A 19305-nucleotide genomic window follows, 5' to 3' on the forward strand; every position below is an offset into this window, starting at 1 on the left:
CCGGCCGTGGCGCAGGAAGTGACGCTGGATTTCGGCGGCGACGGCACGTTGGCGGGGCGCGCCGCACAGCTGTTGGTTCTGGTCACGCTGCTCAGCCTGGTGCCGGGTCTTGCGATCATGATCACCTGCTTTCCGTTCATCGTGACGGTGCTGTCGATCCTGCGCCAGGGCATCGGCCTGCAGCAATCTCCGCCCAACATGCTGATCGTCACTCTGGCGCTTTTCCTGACCTATTTCGTGATGGAGCCGGTTTTCATCACCGCATGGACCGACGGCGTCACGCCGCTGGTCGATGGGCTCATCACCGTGGAAGAAGCCCTGCCCCGCGCGCTGAACCCGTTTCGCGAATTCATGGCCGGGCGGATCGATCCCGGCACGTATGAGACGCTCAGCACCCTGCGCCCCGACGACAACCCGGTGCTGTCGCCGCAATCGCCCCTGTCGATGATGGTGCCTTCGTTCCTGCTCAGCGAAATCGAACGCGCGTTCCAGATCGGCTTCCTGATCTTCATGCCGTTCCTGATCATCGACCTGGTGGTCGCCGCGGTCCTGATGTCTATGGGCATGATGATGGTGCCACCCGCCATCGTGTCGCTGCCCTTCAAGCTGGCCTTCTTCGCAGTCGCCGATGGCTGGACATTGATCTCGACCGCGCTGGTCAATTCGTACTTCTGAAGGCCCGGAAAGTGAAAAGGCCGCCCCCGAAGGGACGGCCTTTTTGAGTTCGATCGATAGATGATCAGCTGTCGCTGCTGGCTTCGCCTTCTTCTTCAGCTTCGCTGAAGGTGGCCAGGAACGCCGCCAGGTTGGCCGCGTCCTCTTCGCTGCGCACGCGGTAGCTCATCTTGCCGCGGGCGCGGTCGTCATCGAGCACCTCGCGCAGGTATCCGGTCGGATCCAGCAGGTAGGCGGCCAGCGATTCCTGGTCCCAGACCAGGCCGTTTTCGCCCGCTTCGACGATGCTGTCGCCGTAGCGGAAGTCCTCGACCGAGCCGGCCTGGCGACCGATCACGCCGTAAAGGTTCGGACCTTGGCGACCGTTGCGGCCGGCCAGCGTCTCGCCCTCGTCGTTCACGACGACGTGGCAGGCCGAGCACTGGCTGAAGGCATCCTCACCTGCCGACGCGTCGCCCATGGCGTGTTCGGCAGCGGTGACCGGCATCGCCAGAAGCCCGGCGGCGGCGATGGAATAAAAGACTGATTTCATTACGTACTCCCTGAGAGTTGGTTCGGATTGTTTCCACATCCTGACTTACATAAGCTAGCACGGATAGCGTCCGCAACAAGCCGTCCGCCGGTCGAAATTCACACTAGGCGACTTGTCGCGAAAGGGCGCATTGCGACCAGAGGTCGTTCAGCGCCGCGACCAGGTGGTCGATATCGGCGTCGCTGTGAAGCGGGCCGGGGGTGAAGCGCAGCCGCTCGGTCCCCTTCGGGACGGTCGGATAGTTGATGGGCTGGACGTAGATGCCCCAGTCTTCCATCAGGATGTCGCTGATCATGCGGCATTTGACCGGATCGCCGATCATCACCGGGATGATGTGGCTGGGATTGGACAGGTGCGGAATGCCGTGCGCGTCAAGCTTGGCGCGCAGCCGCGCGACCTGGCGCTTCTGTGCATCGCGCTCGACACGGCTTTGCTTCAGATGCGCGATGGACGCTTTCGCCGCCGCCGCGACCGATGGCGGCAGGGCGGTGGTGAAGATGAACCCGGACGAAAACGAGCGGATGAAATCGCACAGCGCGGTCGAGCCGGTGATGTAGCCGCCGAAGGTGCCGAAGGCCTTGCCCAGCGTGCCCTCGATCAGGTCGATCCGGTCCATCAGCCCTTCGCGCTCGGCCACGCCGCCGCCGCGGGGGCCATACATGCCCACCGCGTGGACCTCGTCGATATAGGTCATGGCGCCGTGCTTTTCGGCCACGTCGCAGATCTCGGCGATGGGGGCGATGTCGCCGTCCATGGAATAGACGCTCTCGAAGGCGACGATCTTGGGCCGGTCGCCGCAGGCCGCCAGCTTGCGGTCCAGGTCCTCGGGATCGTTGTGCTTCCAGATCACCTTGTCGGCGCGGGAATGGCGGATGCCTTCGATCATGGAGGCATGGTTCAGCGCGTCCGACAGGATCACCGCGTTCGGGATGCGGCTGCCCAGCGTGCCCAGCGCCGCCCAGTTCGACACGTAGCCCGACGAGAACAGCAGCGCGTCCTGCTTGCCATGCAGATCGGCCAACTCGGCCTCGAGCGCCACGTGGTGATGCGCCGTGCCGCCGATGTTGCGCGTGCCCCCCGCGCCGGTGCCGCTGGATTGCGCCACGTCGACCATCGCGCCCACCACGTCCGGGTGCTGGCCCATACCAAGGTAGTCGTTCGAGCACCAGACCGTCACCTTGTCGGGCCCCGGGCCATGGTTTCGCACCTTCGGGAAGGCACCGCAGCGCCGTTCGAGATCGGCGAAGACGCGATAATTGCCCTCGTCCTTCAGAGCATCCAACTGGGACTGGAACAGGGCGTCAAAATCCATGGGTCTTCTCACTTTCACAGGGCAGCGTCGAGTCGGGTTTGGGGGCGGGGATCATCCACCGCCAGAGTTTCGCGTCGGGCAGCGGCAGCACCATCAGCCAGTGCTCGAGCAGGGCCAGAGCGGTCAGCGTCAGCAGCAGGGCGAAGCGGGTCTCGCCGGTGAAGGCCAGCCGCTCGATCCAGCAGAACACCGCCAGCGTGAGCACCAGGATCGACAGCGGGAACAGCCAGCTGACGGGACCCTGGCGGAAATAGCTGGGCAGGTGGGCCAGCGGGCCGGGCAGGAATTCGGTATTGATGCGCGGCACGCCCAGGAAGATGTTCAGCTTGGCCGAGATCCGGGCGAAGAAGAGCACCGCGTAGGTCCAGAAGGCCAGCGTGTTGTCCGCGCCCCAGGTGAGCGCCGCAAGAAAGGCGAGGCCGAGCGCCAGCAGCAATTCGTGCCAGGCCAGCACCCGCCAGGCGGCGCGGAACCGCTGGCCATCGTTGACGCAAAAGGGCATCGGGCCGCGGCCGGGGCCGGTGACGGTGCCGGTCAGGAAGGCCAGCTCGATCCAGCCCCAGATCGCCAGCGCCGACAGGAAGCCGCCATAGAGCGCGGCGTTGCCGGTCGCATCGCGGGTCAGGACCGACGCCGCGATCCCGCCGATCAGCAGCGGCAGGCCCGCCAGAACCGTGCGCCCGTGGGCGCCCGGCCCCTGCCCGTCGGCGCGCTTGACCGCCCACAGGATCGCCCCGGTGGAAAACCACCAGGCGAAAAGCGCGATCAGCGCGGCGATCCAGGGGTCGGTCACTTCGGTCTCCTTCCGGTTTCGATTTTTCGACGAAAAATCGCGCCCCGCTCAATAGGCCGGTTCAAGCCGCACGTCGTCCGGCACGTCGTTCTTCTTCACCGGGATGGTGTAGAGATTGGCGAAGGCGAAGGCCGCGTTGGCCCCTGCCGCGATCCGGCCCATGAGGCCCGACACGCCACCGCGCGCCTTGGCGGCATCCATCGCCACCACCGCGCGGTTCATCCGCTTGCAGCCCGACACGAAGCGCGGGTTGTCGATGTCCAGCTCGAGCGGGAACACCTGGCGCGCGATCTCGGAGGTCTTGCGATAGACCTCCATGTCGTACCAGTCGATGTCGACGCCCAGGGCCTCGTGGAACTTCGGCCGGGCGTGGTCGCGCACCCACATGGTCGAATAGACCGCCGTCAGGAAGAACCGGATCCACAGCTTGTTGGCGAAGCTCTGGGTCAGCTTCGGGTCGGTGCGCATGAGCAGCGCAAAGGCTTCGCCGTGGCTGAACTCGTCGTTGCACCATTCCTTGAACCACTTGAAGATCGGGTGGAACCGCATCTCGGGGTTGGCTTCGAGATGGCGATAGATGGTGATGTACCGCGCGTAGCCGATCTTTTCGCTGAGGTAGGTGGCGTAGTAGATGAATTTCGGGCGGAAATAGGTGTACTTCTTCTCGCGCGTCAGGAAACCCAGGTTCACCGCAACGCCCGCTTCGCGCAGCGCGTCGTTGATGAAGCCCGCGTGCCGCGCCTCGTCGCGCGACATGAAGCTGAAGAGCTCGCAGATGTCGGGATTGTTGCCGCGCCGCTTCATTTCTTTGTAAAGGACGCAGCCCGAGAACTCGGCCGTGCAGCTCGAGATCAGGAAATCCAGGAACTCGGCCTTCAGCTCGGGCTCCATCCCGTCCCAGTCAACCTTGTCCCAATCTTCCGTCTTTCGGAAATGGCCCTTGTTGGGGTCGCTGCGCATCTGGGCGATCAGCTTGTCCCAATCCTCGCGCACCGGCTCCACGTTCACGGCGTCGAGCTCGTCGAAATCGGTGGTGTAGAAGCGCGGGGTCAGCAGGGTGTTCTGCATCGCCAGGTCGGTGGCGGCTTGGCTGTCGAATTTCGACTGCGCCTGCTGGATGGCCAGGCCTTCTTCGACCGTGGTGGCGTCGGCGGTGTGTTTCGCCTGGACGTTCATGCCGCGACCCCCCCGGTGCCGGTGGCGCGCGTTTCCTCGGAAAACGAGAATTCGCACAGCTCGATGAATTCCAGGTCCCCGGTCAGCCGGGTCCAGAGCTGTTCCAGCTTGGACGCGCGGGTGATCGTGGCCATGCGCTTTTCGCTGACGGCTTCGCCCCAGGCGGCCATGACCGGCGCGCCGTGCACCAGCACGGTGTCGCCTGGATTGATGACGGCCCCGTTGTCCAGCCGCACATGGGCGGACAGCTCTTCGAATTTATGCACCACTTCGACCGTGCAGGGCGCGGTTTCGGTGTATCTGGTCAGAAGTCCCATGGATCGGTTCCCTTTCAGTTCTCGAACAGCACGTTCCAGTGGCGGGCATTGCCCGCCCCGAAAGACGTGAGCTCGGCCATCCACCCCGTGGCGGGGTCAGACAGCGTAAGCCGCCCGTTGGCGAGACGGGACAGCGTGACGGGCGGATTGCCCTGGATGCCGTGGACCACCCGCTTGCGCACCAGCGCATCGTTGACCACGGCGATGAAGGCACCGTTTTCGGTGTCCAGTAGGACGGTGCCGTCTGGCTGGACGGCGCTGACGGCCACGCCATCGCCGTCCAGCACGAATGTGCGTTCCGCGAGCACCACGGCCGGTTCGGGTTGTCCCGAGGGCATCCGGTCGGTGATCGAGGCGTAGCTTGCCAGACCCAGCGCGCTGAGCGCAAGCGCCAGCATTCCCAGAAGGGCCGTGCGCGGGATCATCTCGCGGTCGCGGCGCTCCATCTCGCGGGCTTCGGCGTCGAAATAAAGTCCTGTATCCACGCGTTTCATGGCCATCCCCCCTACTCCGCCGCCATCGCCTGCGGCGCGCGCCGGGCGATTTCGGGCTGGCTGATGCGAGTCTCGGCGGCTTGGCCCAGGATGTCCGCGACGCTTGCGGCATCGGGGATGCAGCGCATGGCGGGCTGAACATGGCGCATGTGCCACGGCCGGACATGGGGCCAGAGCACCATGTAGCCAAGCCGCGTGTCGCCCAGCGTCTTGAAGACGATGGTGCCCGTGCCACCGGGTGCGTCGGTCATGTCGGCACTGGCGATCCGCTTGAAGGGCAGGTTCAGCGTCAGCGTCAGCGCCGCCCCGATGCGCATGGCGACGCGGTCGGTGGTGATCGTGTAAAGCGTGGCCCTCGCCTGCACCCGCGCGATCAGCAGCACGATGGCGCAGCAGATCACGCCCAGCACAAGGAACGGGATCGCCAGCGGCAAGGCGCCGAGCCATCCCATCGTGGCGCTCGAGGCCGCCACGCGCAGCCCCGCGAGAAACACGAAATATCCCGCGATCCAGCTCAGCCCCATCGACGCGCGCGCCAGTGCCAGCGTCTGGGGGCGTCCCTGCCAGAGCACCCGTTCCCCGGGCGGCAAGGCCTCGGGCAGGCCGGGGATCGGCTCGAAGGCGAAATCCGGGTCGTTCTTGTAGCTTTCGTCGTATGGCATGGCGGCGTGTCCTCTGGGTTCCCGGTGTCAAAGGTCCGCGCCCGGTGGCTAGGCCGGGCGCGGTGGTCTGTCTCAGTCGTAAAGCGTGCCGCCGCCGAAGAAGGTCATGATCTTCTCTTCTTCCAGCAGCGTGATCTGGCCCGGCGTCTTGATGTCGGGGATCTGCGTCATCCGGTTCGAGTTCAGCGACGTGATGTCCACCCAGCGCGGCTTGATCCGGATCATGAACATCGGCATCAGCTTCTTGGCGCCGCCGAACTCGGGCTCGAGCTCGAATTCCACGTAGCGGACCAGTTGCTCGGCCTCGTCGATCCAGAGATCGGTGACGGTGCCCACGACCTTGTCGTCCTTGCAGACCACCGGCAGCCCGCGCGGGTCGCGCCCGGCGCTGACGAAGAAGCCGTCATTGCCGCTCATGGGCTGGATCTTGGGATTGCCGTGGCCGTCCAGCTCGGGCGAGTCCTTGCGCGGCGTCCAGGACGCGGGGCCGACGCCATCGAGCAGCGGATCGCCCGTGGGCTTTTGCGGGAAGCCTTCGCTGACCGCCGTGCGCGCCAGGGCAAGATCTTCGCGGCGGTGAAACGCCTCGTTCTCTTGCGACGGCAGCACGACTTCGCCACCGCCATGGGGCAGCGAGACCGTCTTGGGTGCGGGCACCGGGAACGGGCCCTGGTTCGGCGCCGTGTTGCCGTCCTCGGTTTCCAGCGGATAGCCTTCGCGCATGTTTTCGGTCTGCAGGTAGTAGATCAGAACGGCAAAGAAGCCCCAGAACAGCCAGATCGCAAGGCTGGCCAGATCGAAGTTTCCGAAAAATGTGACACCGACCATGATGTGATCCTCTCAGGTTGGGAAATCGGCAAGACCGATCTTGCCGTCCGTGGCGTTCGGGTGAACGGGGTTGACGAAGCTCAGGCGCACCAGCGGTCCCAGGACCACCAGCGTGGCGAAAAGCAACGCGATTTCGATGTGATAGACAGTGGTGTAGCCCAGCGCCGGGGTGTCCAGAACCTCGCCCAGAGCGCCCGTGGCGGCCAGTTGCGACACGCCGTCCCGGATGGCGCCGCCCAGCGCGATGGACAGGCCCGCCGCCGTCGCCTGCGCGGCCCCCCAAGCGCCCAGCGCCAGGCCGCGCCCCGCGAGCCCGCGCGCGGGCAGCGTCATAGCGGCGGTCAGGGTGGCGACCGCGAAAAGCCCGCCGCCCATGCCGATGCCCGCCGCGCCGCCGTAGAACAGCGCGTTCGATCCCATGGGCGCGGCGAAGACCACGGCCGAAAATGCGGTGACGCCGATCAGGATGCCGCGTGCCGCCATGCGGAACGGGTCGAGCCCGCGCGCCAGCCACCGGGCGGCGCAGCCGAAGCCCACCAGCGCACCCAGCGCCCAGAGCGCCGACAGCCAGGTGGTGGCCGACACGCTCAGCCCCATGATTTCGCCGCCATAGGGTTCGAGCAGGACGTCCTGCATGTTGAAGGCCAGCGTGCCCACGAAGACCACGGCCAACAGGCGGCCCGCATCGCCGCCATCCGCGAAATCGGACCACGCGTCGCGGAAGCTGGGACGCGGGGCGGCGCGCTCTTCGCGGCTCATGACCCGCACGTGCTCCTGCTTCCACAGCGCGATCACGTTCAGGATGATGGTCGCCAGAGCGGCCCCCTGCACCACCCGGATCAGCGTCAGCGGGCTGAAATCGCGCAAGAGCCAGCCGAAGATCAGCGCGCTGACGCCCATGCCCACCAGGAACATCACGTAAAGCAGCGCCACGACCCGCGGCCGCGTCTCGTCGTCGGCCCGGTCGCTTGCCAGCGCCAGGCCGGCGGTCTGCGTCATGTGCAGCCCCAACCCGGTCATCAGGAAGGCCAGCGCCGCCAGAACCTCGCCCGCGAAGGGCACGTCGTGGACGGTGTCGCCACCCAGCACCAGCAACGCGAAGGGCATCAGCGCCAGCCCGCCCATCTGCCACAGGCTGCCGAACCACAGGTAGGGGATGCGCTTCCAGCCGATGGCGCTGCGGTGCGTGTCCGAGCGGAAGCCCAGCAGTGCCCGGAACGGCGCGATCAGGACCGGCAGCGCGATCATCGCGGCGACCAGCGTTGCGGCAAGGGAAAGCTCGACGATCATCACCCGGTTCAACGTGCCCAGCAGCATGACGCTGGCCATGCCGACGCTGACCTGGAACAGCGACAGGCGCAGCAGCTGGCCCAGCGGCAGACCGTCGCTGGCCGCATCGGCGAAGGGCAGCGCCCTGAGGGTCAGGTGCTTCACGCTCATGCCCGCAGCTCCAGGCAGTCGGCGATGTAGAAGCCCGAGTTCACCCGCGCGACCTTCTGCAGATCGCCCCGGACCCGGCGTCCCATCGCCCGCGCCGAATGCGGCACCATGACGGGCGACCGGTCGGCTTTCGGAAACAGCTTGCCCGCCTGCCACATGGCCAGCAGCAGCGGCGTGCGGGGGGCCACGGTGAACACGACCTGGTGGCTGCGCGCGGCAAGCGCGTCCAGCGCGGCCGTCAGATCGCGCGCGCCGTAATAGATCAGCGAATCCATCGCCACGATGTGATCGAAGGCGCCCAAATCGACGCTCAGCATGTCGCCCGCCGTGAAGCGCACATGCTCGCCCAGGTCCTCGGGCATGCGGCGGCGCGCGATGGCGATCAGCCGCGGCGAGATGTCGACGCCCACCACGTCCGCGCCGCGCCGCGCCAGTTCCTGCGCCATCGCGCCGGTGCCGCAGCCCGCGTCGAGCACGCGCGCCCCGGTCAGATCCTCGGGCAACCGTCCCAGCATCGTCGCGCGCATCCGCTCCCGGCCCGCCCGCACCGTGGCGCGGATGCGGCTGACCGGCGCGTCGCTGGTCAGCTGCTCCCACACCTGGGTCGCGGTGGCGTCGAAATAGCTCTCGACACGCTGAAGGGTCGGCTCGTAGCCCATCAATCGAACCCCAAAAGCTCGAAGATCTCGCGGTCGGGCAGCGGCGCGGGGGCCAGCGGATCGGTGCCCGCGTAGAGCGTCTCGGCCAGCCGGATGTATTCGGCGCGCGCCAGGACGATGTCTTCCTCGTCCGGCATCTCGAACAGGGTCTTCTTCTTCAGGCGGCTGCGCCGGATCGCGTCGATATCGGGCATGTGCGCGATGCGGTTGAACCCCACCGTGCGGCAATAGCGATCCACCTCGTCGGTGTCCTTGCTGCGATTGGCGATGCAGCCCGCCAGCCGCACGCCGTAATTCTTCGCCTTGGCCTGCACCGCGGCGATGATCCGGTTCATGGCGTAGATGCTGTCAAAATCGTTGGCCGTCACGATCACCGCGCGATCCGCGTGCTGCAGGGGCGCCGCGAACCCGCCGCACACCACGTCGCCCAGAACGTCGAAGATCACGATATCGGTGTCTTCCAGCATATGGTGCTGCTTCAAAAGCTTCACCGTCTGCCCGACGACATAGCCGCCACAGCCCGTCCCGGCCGGAGGGCCACCCGCCTCGACGCATTGCACGCCGTTGAAGCCCGTGGTCACGAAATCCTCGGGGCGCAGTTCCTCGGCGTGGAAATCGACCTCCTTCAGGATGTCGATCACCGTCGGCTGCAGCTTGCCGGTCAGCGTGAAGGTGCTGTCGTGCTTCGGGTCGCAGCCGATCTGCAGCACGCGCTTGCCCAGCATGGAAAACGCCGCCGACAGGTTGCTCGACGTGGTCGACTTGCCGATCCCGCCCTTGCCATAGACCGAAAACACCTTGGCCCCGGTCGAGCCCAGGTCCATGTCCTGGTGCACCTGGACCGAGCCTTCGCCGTCCTCGCCCAATTTCGGCACACCGGCCGCCGCGCGCAGCGTCGAAACTTCGTCTCTGGGGCTCATCGCTCACCTTCCCGAAGAACGTTGCGTTCTTCATCTTTCCAAAAATACCTCGGGGCTCCGGGGCAGAGCCCCGGCACGGCATGTCCGAATGTGCATCCTTCGCTCATTCCGCCGCGATCCCTTCCATTCGATCCTCAAGTTCGTCCGACGCGTTCTGCAATGCGTGCAGCGTGTCCGCGTCGGGCTGCCAGTAGTTGCGGTCCGACGCTTCCAGCAGCCGCCCGGCCATCCGGGCGCTGGCCACCGGGTTCAGCTCGGCCAGACGGCGGCGCATGGCGTCGTCCAGCACGAATGTCTCGCTCAGGCGCTGATAGACCCACGGCTCGACCTCGCCTGTGGTCGCCGACCAGCCCATGGTGTTGGTGACGTGGGCCTCGATCTGGCGCACACCTTCGTGGCCGTGCTTCAGCAGCGACTCGTAGAATTTCGGGTTCAGGCTGCGCGACCGGGTTTCCAGCGCGACCTGGTCCTGCAGCGTGCGGACCTTGCCCGCCCCGCGGGTCTGGTCGCCGATATAGACCGGCGCGGCACTGCCCCGCGCGCGCTTCACCGCCCGCGAAATGCCGCCCAGCGTGTCGAAATAATGGTCGACCGAGGTGACCCCCAGCTCGACCGATTCCAGGTTCTGATACGCCAGCTCCACGTCCTTCAGCGCATTCTGCAACAGCGCCGCGTTCGGCGCGGGCTTGCCATTGCGTCCGTAGGCAAAGCTCTTGCGCGCCTCGTAGGCATCGGCCAGTTCGTCCTCGTCGCCGAAGGCCGAACTGTCGACCAGCTGGTTCACGTTCGACCCATAAGCCCCTTCGGCGTTCGAGAACACCCGCAGCGCCGCCGTCTCCATGTCGACGCCCATGGCATCGGCGTAGGCCAGCGCGTGGGCGCGGACGAAGTTCTGCTCCAGCGGCTCGTCGGCGGTGGCGGCCTTCCACGCGGCCTCGGCCAGCATCCGGGTCTGCAGCGGCAGCAGGTCGCGGAAGATGCCCGATAGCGTCATCACCACGTCGATGCGCGGGCGACCCAGCTCGGCCAGCGGCACGAGATCCGCGCCACAGAGCCGCCCGTAGCTGTCGAAGCGCGGGCGCGCGCCCAGCAGCGCCAGCGCCTGCGCGATCGGGCCACCGTCGGACTTGATGTTGTCGGACCCCCACAGCACCAGCGCCACCGAACGCGGCAGGGCCTTGTGCGTATCGAGCAGCAACTGCGCCTGCCGCGCGCCGTCTTCCATGGCGAAGGCCGTCGGCATGCGGAACGGGTCGAAGGCGTGGATATTGCGGCCCGTGGGCATGATTTCGGGGCTGCGGATCAGATCCCCACCGGGAACCGGGGCGATGAAACGCCCGCCCAGAGCGCGCATCAGCGCGGGGATCTCGGTTTGATGCTGCAGCGCCGTGTCGGTCCGCGCGCGGCCGTCTTCGGACTGGTCGGGCAGCAGGTCCAGAAGGCCCGCGCGCTGGTCGGCATCCATGCCGCGACCCACCACGTGAAGCCCGTCGGGCATCAGCGCGTCTTCGGTCTCGAGCAGGCTCAGCCACAGCGCGTCGGGCGCGGTGCCGCCCATGTCGACCGCGTCTGCCTGGGCCGCGACCAGCGCTTCCAGCTCGGCCCGTGCCTCGCCCGGAGCCGTTTCGCGCCAGCGCTTCAGGCTGTCCTTCAACTCGGCCAGCCCCTTGTAAAGCCCGGCCTTGCCCAGCGGCGGCGTCAGGTGCGTCACGCAGACCGCGTTCGACCGGCGCTTGGCCAAAGTGGCTTCGCTGGGGTTGTTCGCGGCATAAAGATAGACGTTCGGCAGCCCGCCGATCAGCCGGTCGGGCCAGTCGCCAGGCCCCATCCCCACCTGCCGTCCGGGCATGAATTCCAGCGCGCCGTGCATGCCGAAATGCAACAGCACGTCGGCGCCGAAATCGTCGCGCAGCCAGCGATAGAAGGCAGCGAAGGCGTGGGTCGGCGCGAAGCCCCGCTCGAACAGCAGGCGCATGGGGTCGCCCTCATAGCCGAAAGCCGGTTGCACGCCGACGAAGACGTTGCCGAACTGCGCGCCCAGCACGAAGACGCCGCGCCCGTCGCTTTGCTGCCTGCCGGGCGCGGGGCCCCAGGCGGCTTCGATCTCGTCCAGCCAGGGCGTATTGCGCACCAGGTCGTCGGCGCTGACATGGGCGGCGACGTTGGCCTCTTGTCCGAACTGCGCGGCGTTGCCTTTCAGGACGGTCGCGCGCAGCGTCTCGACCGTTTCAGGCGGGTCCAGGTCGTAGCCCTCGGCCTTCATGGCGTGGAGCGTGTTGAACAGGCTCTCGAAGACCGACAGGTATGCCGCCGTGCCGATGGCCCCGGCATTGGGCGGGAAGCCGTACAGGATCACCGCCGCCTTGCGCGTGACCACGTCACCACGCCGCAAGGTCGCCAGCCGCGCGACCTTCTCGGCCAGCGCGTCCACCCGCTCGGGACAGGGCGCCATCTCGCGGCCCGCGGTGCTCCGGCACCGCAACGCGCAGCCGTCGCAGCCCGCGTCGCCATGGCGGCCGGCGAAGACGGTGGGGTTGGTCGCCCCGTCGATCTCGGGCAGGGCCACCAGCATCGTCGTCTCGACGGGACCCAAGCCCGTCGACGACCCGGCCCACTGGCCCAGCGTCTGGAATTCCAGCGGATGCGCGGCGATATAGGGGACGTCCAAAGCGGACAGTTCCGCGACGGCGGCGTCGCTGTCGTTATAGGCCGGGCCGCCGATCAGCGAGAACCCGGTCAGCGACACCAGCGCGTCCACGCGTCCGTCGCTGAAATATTCCCGCAGGGCGGGCCGCCCGTCCAGGCCACCGGCGAAGGCGGGGATGCAGCGCAGGCCCGCCGCCTCGAAGCGGCGGATGACTGCGTCGTAATGGGCGGTGTCGCCGGACAGGATGTAGCTGCGCATCATCAGCAGGCCGACCGTGGCGACGGGCTGACCGGGCGCGGGCAAGGCGGCGGCGTCTTCAGTGATGCGCGTGTCAAGATCGGGGTGATAAAGCCCCACTTCAGGATATTCGACCGGAGCGTTGGACACCGTGCCGCGCCAGTCGTCCTGCGCGGCATAGCGCGACAGCAGGAAGCGGATCATCTGCTCGATATTGTCGTCCGAGCCGCCCAGCCAGTACTGCATGGTCAGGAACCAAGCGCGCAGGTCCTGCGCCTTGCCCGGAATGAACCGCAGGATCTTCGGCAGACGGCGCAGCATGGTCATCTGCTTGGCGCCCGACGCGGCACCGGGCTTCGACGAGCCGCGCAGTTTCTTCAGCAGCTTGGACACGCCCGTCGCGGGCTTGCCCATGTCCAGGTCGCCCATCTTCGTCAGCTTCACGACCTGCGCATCGGCGATCATGCCGATGAGGGCGTCGCAGCGATCCCGGGCGGCCTGCAGCTCGGGCAGGATCGCCAGGATGTGCTCCTCGATGAACAGCAGCGACGAGATGACGATATCGGCCTCGTTGACCGCGCGCTTCGCATCCTCGAGCGCGCCCGCATCCTCGCCCCATTCGGCGGCGGCGTGGACGGTGACGCCCAGGCCCGGGAAGTCGGCTTCCAGCTTCGGCAAGACCCGCGCCGCGGGCCCCGCGCTGTGGGCGTCCAGCGTGACGATCGCGATCCGGTAGCCCGGCGCGGTATAGGCCAGCTCATCGCGCATAATGGGCCTTCGCTTCGTAAAGGGTGTCGACAGAAATCTCGCGCACGCCGCGCTCGGCCGCGAAGCTTTCGGTGTTGCGCCGCGCCTTGCCGCGCACGAAGAACGGAATTTTCTTCAGCTCGGCCTCGGCCTCGGCAAGCCAAGTCACCACGTCCGCGCCACGCTCTGCTTCATCTTTTTCCAAATATCCCGGGGTCCGGGGCAGAGCCCCGGCGCTGTCCTGCCGCGCGACGGCCTTGCCGCCGTGATGCGACGGGCCCGCCGCGTCGTGGAACTCGAAATCCTCGCGGAACATGTGCAGCAGGTGCTCTTCCAGCCCCATGACCAGCGGATGCACCCAGGTGTCGAAAATGACGTTCGCGCCCTCGAACCCCATGACGGGCGAATAGCGCGCCGGGAAATCCTGCACGTGGACCGGCGCCGAGATGACGGCGCAGGGAATGCCCAGGCGCTTGCCGATGTGACGCTCCATCTGGGTGCCCAGGATCATCTCGGGTGCAGCGTCCTCGATGGCGCGCTCGACTTCCAGGTAGTCGTCGGTGATGAGCGCCGTCAGGCCGTATTCCTTCGCCGCCGCCCGCATGGGTCGCGCGAATTCGCGGTTGTAGCAGCCCATGCCGCAAACCTCGAAGCCCATCTCGTCGCGGGCGATGCGCGCGGCGGCCATGACGTGGGTGGCGTCGCCGAACAGGAACACGCGCTTGCCGGTGAGGTAGGTGCTGTCGACCGACGCGGCGTACCACGGCAGGCGCAAAGCGTCTTCGGAGGGGCGCGTGGCGTGCGGGGCCAGCGCCATGACCTCGGCCACGAAATCGCGGGTCGCGCCGACGCCCATGGGCACGGTCTTGGTGAAGGCCTGGCCCAGTTCCTTTTCGCACCAGCGCGCCGCGGCCTCGCCCGTTTCGGGATAGAGCAGCACGTTGAAATGCGCGGCGCCCATCCGGGCAATGTCCGACGGCGTGGCGCCCATGGGCGCGCAGACATTCACCTCGACCCCCATATCGGCCAGAAGGCCGGTGATCTCGGTCACGTCGTCGCGGTGGCGGAAGCCCAGACCGGTGGGGCCCAGGATGTTGCAGGTCGGCCGCGCGGTGCGGTCCATGGGCACCGCGAGGCGGCGCACGATCTGGTAGAACGTCTCGTCCGCGCCGAAGTTTTCCTTGCGCTGGTAGGACGGCAATTCCAACGCGATGACGGGGATGCCGCCCAGGTCCATGGTCTCGGCCATGCCGCCGGGATCGTCCTGGATCAGCTCGGCGGTGCAGGACGCGCCGACGATGATCGCTTCGGGCTGAAACCGCGCGACCGCGTCCTGGCAGGCGGTCTTGAACAGATCCGCCGTGTCGGAGCCCAGGTCGCGCGCCTGGAAAGTGGTGTAGGTCACCGGCGGGCGGCGGTCGCGCCGCTCGATCATGGTGAAGAGCAGATCGGCGTAGGTGTCGCCCTGGGGCGCGTGCAGGACGTAATGCAGCCCGCGCATCCCGGTGGCGACACGCATGGCGCCCACATGGGGCGGGCCCTCATATGTCCAGACGCTGAGCTTCATGGGCGACCGCTGGGGGCGCTGCCCCCAGACCCCCGGGATACTTGTGAAAAGATGAAGAGGCGGGTCATTCTGCCGCCTCCAGCCGGAGCTTTGCCTTGCGGCGCAGGGGCCGGGCGAAAAGGGCGGCGAGGTCGCCCGCCTGCTCGTAGAAATGAACGGGCGTGAAGACCAGTTCGATGGCCCACTTGGTGGTCAGGCCCTCGGCTTCCAGCGGGTTGGCCAGGCCGAGGCCGCAGACGGTCAGGTCTGGACGCGCGGCGCGGGCGCGGTCCAGTTGCAGGTCGACGTCCTGGCCTTCGGAAATGGTGGGGCCCTCGGGCAGCAGGGCCAAATCCGGCCCGACGATGGACTGGTGGATGAAAGGCGCGCCGACCTCGATCGCGGTCATGCCGCACTCGCGGGTCAAGAAGCGCGCCAGCGGGATTTCCAGCTGGCTGTCGGGGAAGAAGAACACCGACTTGCCGTTCAGCGTCTCGGTCGCCGCGGCGATGGCGCGGCGGGCGCGGGCGCGGGGGGCGTCGGTGACCTCGGCGAAGCGCGCGGGCGCAACGCCCATCTCGGACGCGACTGCCTGGAGCCAGGCGGTCGTGCCCTCGTCGCCGAAGGGCAGCGGGGCGGGAATGTGCCGCGCGCCGCGGCGGGTCAGCGCGGCCAGGGTTTCGCCCAGGAAGGGCTGGACCAGCGCGAAGACGGTGTTCGGACCCACGGACGGGATGTCGTCGGCGCGGCGGGCGGGCAGGCAGCGGACCCGCTCGATGCCCATGTCGCGCAGCAGTCCCAGCATCTGGTCCTCGACCACGTCGGGCAGCGCCCCCACGACCAGCAATTCGCGCGCGTCGGTTTCCGGCAGGACCGGCACCATGGAGGCGAGGCAGGCGTCTTCGCCTTCGGTGAAGGTCGTCTCGATCCCCGAGCCCGAGTAGTTCAGCACCCGCACATGGGGCGCGTGGGCGACGCTCAGCCGTTCGGCGGCGCGGGCCAGGTCGAGCTTGATGACCTCGGACGGGCACGAGCCGACCAGGAACAGCTGGCGGATATCGGGGCGGCGGGCGAGCAGCTGGGCCACTTGCGCGTCCAGCTCGTCCTGCGCGTCGGCAAGGCCCGCCAGGTCGGTTTCTTCCAGGATCGCGGTGGCGAATCGGGGCTCGGCGAAGATCATCACGCCGGCGGCCGATTGCAGCAGGTGGGCGCAGGTGCGCGAGCCCACGACCAGGAAGAACGCGTCCTGCATCTTGCGGTGCAGCCAGATGATTCCCGTCAGCCCGCAAAACACCTCGCGCTGGCCGCGCTGCTTCAGGACGGGCGTGGCCGAACAGCCGGTGGCGGGGGGCGGCGGCATTTGGGTCATGCCACACCGCCCAGCCGCGCGCGGCGCAGCTTCAGCACGAATTGCGCCGCGTTCACGACGTAGAGCGCGTAGGCCACCAGCGCCGTGACCATCAGCGCGAATGGATCGAATGCGCCCGTGAAGAGCGCCCCCAGATACAGCGTGTGGACCGCGATCACCGCGAAGCTGACCATGTCTTCCCAGAAGAACGCGGGCGCCAGAAGGTACTGGCCGAAAACGATTTTTTCCCAGATCGCGCCGGTGACCATGATCGCGTAAAGCGCCATTGTCTTCGCGACGATCGACGCCGTCGCGATGGCGTAGCCGTCGCCGGTCGCAAGATAGCGCAGCACCAGGCCCAGCGACACGGCGAAGATGACGAACTGCACCGGGGCCAACACGCCCTGAACCAGCGTCCATCGGGTCGCATCGCGGCGCGCCCGCTCGTCCGCGGTGTAAAGCGGACGCATGGAAGACAAGGGAATCTGGGCTTGGCTCATGGATCGAGACAATCATTCGGACCACAAAGTGTCAATTCTAATTTACACATTGCCGCGCATCGCCTGACAGGAAACGTTGACGATTTCGCCATTATGCCGCCGCCCGGCACCCCGGCCCCCGACGCGAGACCCGCAATGTGTCAATACATTTTGACAATCTCGACTTGAAAGCGGACACTGGTGGCGTCTGCGGACTCCAGCCGGAGCGCAGATCATCCTTGGGGGGCTAGCTTGTCCAGATCACGGCAATCATCGGCGCGCACGGTTCAAGCCCGCCCGGACGAGCGCGATTCCGGCGTGAGCGCGCTTGCCCAGAAAGTCCTGTCGGTCATGGCCAAGCGACGATCCGCTGGCAAAGGGCTGTCCGAGACATTCCTGGCAGAGCTTTGCAACGTCGTGGGCCGCGCGGATGCCGAGGCCCGCGATCGCCTGATCGCGCAGATGGAGCAAGCCGGCATATTCCGCGACGAGATTTGCGATATCTACATCCCCGAGGCCGCGCGGCGCATGGGCGAAGACTGGTCCGAAGACCGGATGAGCTTCGCCGAGGTGTCGATCCGCTCGGCCCGACTGCAAGCCATGCTGCGCGACCTGGAAAAGGACGATGGCGACGACGTCAAACGCGGCGATCAGTCGATCATGGTCATCTCGTTCGAGACGCACACCCTGGGCGCCATGGTGCTGACCGCCCGCCTGCGCCGCAGCGGCGCGTCGGTGTGCCTGATGATGGGACGCACCGAGGCCGAGCTGGAAAAGGCCGTGTCCGGCACCGATTTCGACGGGATCTTCCTGTCGGTTTCCCAAGCGGATGACCTGACAGTCGTCAGCCGCATCATCGAGACGCTGCGCGGGGTCAAGCTGGACAAGAGCCCGCTGATCGTGGGCGGCGGCGTGGTCGAGAACGGCATCGACGCGGCGTTGCGCCTAACCGGTGCCGATCATGTCACCGATGACCTGATGGTCGCCTTGGAGCTGTGCGGATGCGTCATCGAGCGGGCGGACCGGAAATGACGCGCGCCATCTCATATGGGCGGTGGACGCCATGACGTCGCGCGGGGCCAAATACTGGTCGACGGGGGCCATTCCGCTGATCGCGCCGGACCTTCTGGGCTCGATCATCTCGTCGGCGTCGGACATTGCCGTCGTGATCGACGACATGGGCCAGATCCTGTCGGTGCTGGTCAATCCCCAGCAAGGCGGGATCGGTCCGTTCGACGACTGGCAGGGCCAGGACATCCGCGAAGTGCTGACGACCGAGTCGATCGCCAAGCTGGAAAAGCGGCTGGACGAGTTCGCGCGCGGCATCACGCGCGAGGCGCCGCTCGAGCTGAACCACCGCGCGTCCTCGGGGCTGAAATTCCCGATCCGCTACAGCTTCCACCGGGTCGGACCCGACGGCGCCATCATCCTTTTGGGCCGCGACCTGCGCCCCATCGCCGAGATGCAGCAACAGCTGGTCGACGCGCAGCTCGCGCTCGAGCGCGATTACGAAGCCAACCGCGAGATCGCCACCCGGATGCGGGTGCTCATGGACCTGACCCGCGACGCGATCGTCTTCGTATCCCTGAGCAGCGGCCGGATTTCCGGCCTGAACACGGCCGCCGCGGTCGCGCTGGGCGCCAAGGTGGCGGACCTGAAGGGCACGCCCCTGTCGGACGCGCTGCGCTCGGACACCGGGGCCAGCGCGCTTGACGTGCTGTCCGCGGCGGGCCGCAGCGAAGACAGCGCGGGCGTGCGGCTGACCGCCACCGGATCGGGGGTTGAGCTGGTCCTGCACATCACCTTGTTCCGCGCCGCCGGCGAACGGATGCTGGCCTGTCGCCTGGACCAGATCGAGGACGGCACCCAGTCCGAAAACGTGCTGGGCGACGCGCTGATGCAGCTGCATGATCACATGGCCGACGGCATGGTCTTCACAGACCGCGCGGGCATCATCGCGTCGGTCAATGACGGATTCCTGGATCTCGTCGACCTGGACAGCGCCGGGATGGCGCGGGGCCGCTCGCTGGCCGATTTCCTGGCGCGCGGCGCGGTGGACTTGAAGGTCATGTGCGAAAACGCGGTGCGCAACGGCCAGATCCGCCTGTATCCCGCCAAGCTCAGCACCGATGTGGGCACAGAACTGGCGACCGAGATCTCGGTGACGTACCTGTCCGACAGTCCGAAGGCGGCATTCGGCTTCGTGATCCGCGATGCCAGCCGCCAGGACAGCGGACGCGCGGCCACCCATCCGGGCATGGAAGACGAATCGATGCGCGCGATCCGCGAACTGGTGGGCACCGCGTCGCTGAAGGAACTGGTGGGCGAGACCAGCGACGTGATCGAGAAGATGTGCATTGAGACGGCGGTGGAACTGACCGGCAACAATCGCGTCGCCGCCGCCGAGATGTTGGGACTTTCGCGCCAGAGCCTCTATGTCAAGTTGCGCAAGCACGGGCTTCTGGCCCGCAGCGAAGACTGACAACCCCCACC

General features: G+C 67.0%; 18 protein-coding genes. 3 read left to right on the forward strand and 15 right to left on the reverse strand.

All coding sequences use genetic code 11. The features are described from left to right. The first annotated feature begins 6 nt into the window (after positions 1-6). The gene (gene fliP / locus ILP92_RS10610) at positions 7-675 is read left to right on the forward strand and encodes a flagellar type III secretion system pore protein FliP (protein ID WP_368667866.1); all 669 of its coding nucleotides are present in this window, start codon (positions 7-9) and stop codon (positions 673-675) included. Between the two features lie 64 nt (positions 676-739). On the opposite strand, the gene ILP92_RS10615 is transcribed toward fliP, so the two are convergent. The 15 genes from ILP92_RS10615 to bchF form a co-directional block, all read right to left on the reverse strand. Further along, entirely contained in the window at positions 740-1207 is a 468-nt protein-coding gene (locus ILP92_RS10615; protein WP_198916372.1) for a c-type cytochrome, read from the reverse strand. A 103-nt stretch (positions 1208-1310) separates the two neighbouring features. After that, a complete protein-coding gene (gene hemA, locus ILP92_RS10620; protein ID WP_198916373.1) occupies positions 1311-2519 on the reverse strand; it encodes a 5-aminolevulinate synthase in 1209 nt (402 codons plus the stop codon). Then, the gene (gene puhE, locus ILP92_RS10625; RefSeq protein ID WP_198916374.1) at positions 2509-3312 is read right to left on the reverse strand and encodes a putative photosynthetic complex assembly protein PuhE; all 804 of its coding nucleotides are present in this window, start codon (positions 3310-3312) and stop codon (positions 2509-2511) included. Before puhE ends, hemA begins: the two co-directional genes overlap by 11 nt. Positions 3313-3360: 48 nt before the next feature. Then, positions 3361-4488: a magnesium-protoporphyrin IX monomethyl ester (oxidative) cyclase gene (gene acsF / locus ILP92_RS10630; protein ID WP_198916375.1), complete on the reverse strand. Its 1128-nt coding sequence runs from the start codon at positions 4486-4488 to the stop codon at positions 3361-3363. After that, a complete protein-coding gene (locus ILP92_RS10635) occupies positions 4485-4805 on the reverse strand; it encodes an O2-dependent cyclase accessory protein (protein ID WP_198916376.1) in 321 nt (106 codons plus the stop codon). Before ILP92_RS10635 ends, acsF begins: the two co-directional genes overlap by 4 nt. Positions 4806-4819: 14 nt before the next feature. Further along, positions 4820-5299 carry a photosynthetic complex assembly protein PuhC gene (gene puhC / locus ILP92_RS10640; RefSeq protein ID WP_235971335.1) on the reverse strand — a complete coding sequence of 160 codons (480 nt, stop codon included), beginning with the start codon at positions 5297-5299 and terminating at the stop codon, positions 4820-4822. An 11-nt stretch (positions 5300-5310) separates the two neighbouring features. Further along, complete coding sequence (puhB, locus tag ILP92_RS10645; protein ID WP_198916377.1) at positions 5311-5961, reverse strand: photosynthetic complex putative assembly protein PuhB; 651 nt, start codon at positions 5959-5961, stop codon at positions 5311-5313. Between the two features lie 72 nt (positions 5962-6033). Further along, positions 6034-6789: a photosynthetic reaction center subunit H gene (gene puhA / locus ILP92_RS10650; RefSeq protein ID WP_198916378.1), complete on the reverse strand. Its 756-nt coding sequence runs from the start codon at positions 6787-6789 to the stop codon at positions 6034-6036. A gap of 12 nt (positions 6790-6801) precedes the next feature. Next, positions 6802-8229 (reverse strand): PucC family protein, encoded by a 1428-nt coding sequence (locus ILP92_RS10655; protein WP_198916379.1) that lies wholly within the window; start codon positions 8227-8229, stop codon positions 6802-6804. Further along, positions 8226-8888 carry a magnesium protoporphyrin IX methyltransferase gene (gene bchM / locus ILP92_RS10660; protein WP_198916380.1) on the reverse strand — a complete coding sequence of 221 codons (663 nt, stop codon included), beginning with the start codon at positions 8886-8888 and terminating at the stop codon, positions 8226-8228. The genes ILP92_RS10655 and bchM overlap by 4 nt, the downstream gene beginning before the upstream one ends. Beyond that, on the reverse strand, positions 8888-9808 hold the full coding sequence (gene bchL, locus ILP92_RS10665; protein ID WP_198916381.1) for a ferredoxin:protochlorophyllide reductase (ATP-dependent) iron-sulfur ATP-binding protein: 921 nt from the start codon (positions 9806-9808) through the stop codon (positions 8888-8890). Before bchL ends, bchM begins: the two co-directional genes overlap by 1 nt. Before the next feature lie 103 nt (positions 9809-9911). After that, positions 9912-13460, reverse strand: a complete 3549-nt coding sequence (locus ILP92_RS10670; protein ID WP_198916382.1) for a magnesium chelatase subunit H — start codon at positions 13458-13460, stop codon at positions 9912-9914. Then, positions 13450-15006: a ferredoxin:protochlorophyllide reductase (ATP-dependent) subunit B gene (gene bchB / locus ILP92_RS10675; protein ID WP_198916383.1), complete on the reverse strand. Its 1557-nt coding sequence runs from the start codon at positions 15004-15006 to the stop codon at positions 13450-13452. Before bchB ends, ILP92_RS10670 begins: the two co-directional genes overlap by 11 nt. Positions 15007-15070: 64 nt before the next feature. Continuing rightward, entirely contained in the window at positions 15071-16354 is a 1284-nt protein-coding gene (locus ILP92_RS10680; protein ID WP_198916384.1) for a ferredoxin:protochlorophyllide reductase (ATP-dependent) subunit N, read from the reverse strand. After that, a complete protein-coding gene (bchF, locus tag ILP92_RS10685; protein WP_198916385.1) occupies positions 16351-16833 on the reverse strand; it encodes a 2-vinyl bacteriochlorophyllide hydratase in 483 nt (160 codons plus the stop codon). Before bchF ends, ILP92_RS10680 begins: the two co-directional genes overlap by 4 nt. 297 nt (positions 16834-17130) lie before the next feature. Between bchF and ILP92_RS10690 the strand changes: the two genes are divergently transcribed. Together ILP92_RS10690 and ppsR are read left to right on the forward strand one after the other, a co-directional pair. Beyond that, on the forward strand, positions 17131-17844 hold the full coding sequence (locus ILP92_RS10690) for a cobalamin B12-binding domain-containing protein (protein WP_198916386.1): 714 nt from the start codon (positions 17131-17133) through the stop codon (positions 17842-17844). A 31-nt stretch (positions 17845-17875) separates the two neighbouring features. Beyond that, positions 17876-19294 (forward strand): transcriptional regulator PpsR, encoded by a 1419-nt coding sequence (gene ppsR / locus ILP92_RS10695; protein ID WP_198916387.1) that lies wholly within the window; start codon positions 17876-17878, stop codon positions 19292-19294. Positions 19295-19305: the final 11 nt, after the last annotated feature.

The sequence above is a fragment of the Palleronia pontilimi genome, assembly GCF_016412875.1.
Taxonomy (GTDB): domain Bacteria; phylum Pseudomonadota; class Alphaproteobacteria; order Rhodobacterales; family Rhodobacteraceae; genus Palleronia; species Palleronia pontilimi.

What these genes read in the sequence shown, in the direction of transcription:
- ILP92_RS10615 (WP_198916372.1), bottom strand. Translation starts at nt 1,207, where the DNA reads ATGAAATCAGTCTTTTATTCCATCGCCGCCGCCGGGCTTCTGGCGATG.
- hemA (WP_198916373.1), bottom strand. Translation starts at nt 2,519, where the DNA reads ATGGATTTTGACGCCCTGTTCCAGTCCCAGTTGGATGCTCTGAAGGAC.
- acsF (WP_198916375.1), bottom strand. Translation starts at nt 4,488, where the DNA reads ATGAACGTCCAGGCGAAACACACCGCCGACGCCACCACGGTCGAAGAA.
- ILP92_RS10635 (WP_198916376.1), bottom strand. Translation starts at nt 4,805, where the DNA reads ATGGGACTTCTGACCAGATACACCGAAACCGCGCCCTGCACGGTCGAA.
- puhC (WP_235971335.1), bottom strand. Translation starts at nt 5,299, where the DNA reads ATGAAACGCGTGGATACAGGACTTTATTTCGACGCCGAAGCCCGCGAG.
- puhB (WP_198916377.1), bottom strand. Translation starts at nt 5,961, where the DNA reads ATGCCATACGACGAAAGCTACAAGAACGACCCGGATTTCGCCTTCGAG.
- puhA (WP_198916378.1), bottom strand. Translation starts at nt 6,789, where the DNA reads ATGGTCGGTGTCACATTTTTCGGAAACTTCGATCTGGCCAGCCTTGCG.
- ILP92_RS10655 (WP_198916379.1), bottom strand. Translation starts at nt 8,229, where the DNA reads ATGAGCGTGAAGCACCTGACCCTCAGGGCGCTGCCCTTCGCCGATGCG.
- bchM (WP_198916380.1), bottom strand. Translation starts at nt 8,888, where the DNA reads ATGGGCTACGAGCCGACCCTTCAGCGTGTCGAGAGCTATTTCGACGCC.
- bchL (WP_198916381.1), bottom strand. Translation starts at nt 9,808, where the DNA reads ATGAGCCCCAGAGACGAAGTTTCGACGCTGCGCGCGGCGGCCGGTGTG.
- ILP92_RS10670 (WP_198916382.1), bottom strand. Translation starts at nt 13,460, where the DNA reads ATGCGCGATGAGCTGGCCTATACCGCGCCGGGCTACCGGATCGCGATC.
- bchB (WP_198916383.1), bottom strand. Translation starts at nt 15,006, where the DNA reads ATGAAGCTCAGCGTCTGGACATATGAGGGCCCGCCCCATGTGGGCGCC.
- ILP92_RS10680 (WP_198916384.1), bottom strand. Translation starts at nt 16,354, where the DNA reads ATGACCCAAATGCCGCCGCCCCCCGCCACCGGCTGTTCGGCCACGCCC.
- bchF (WP_198916385.1), bottom strand. Translation starts at nt 16,833, where the DNA reads ATGAGCCAAGCCCAGATTCCCTTGTCTTCCATGCGTCCGCTTTACACC.
- ppsR (WP_198916387.1), top strand. Translation starts at nt 17,876, where the DNA reads ATGACGTCGCGCGGGGCCAAATACTGGTCGACGGGGGCCATTCCGCTG.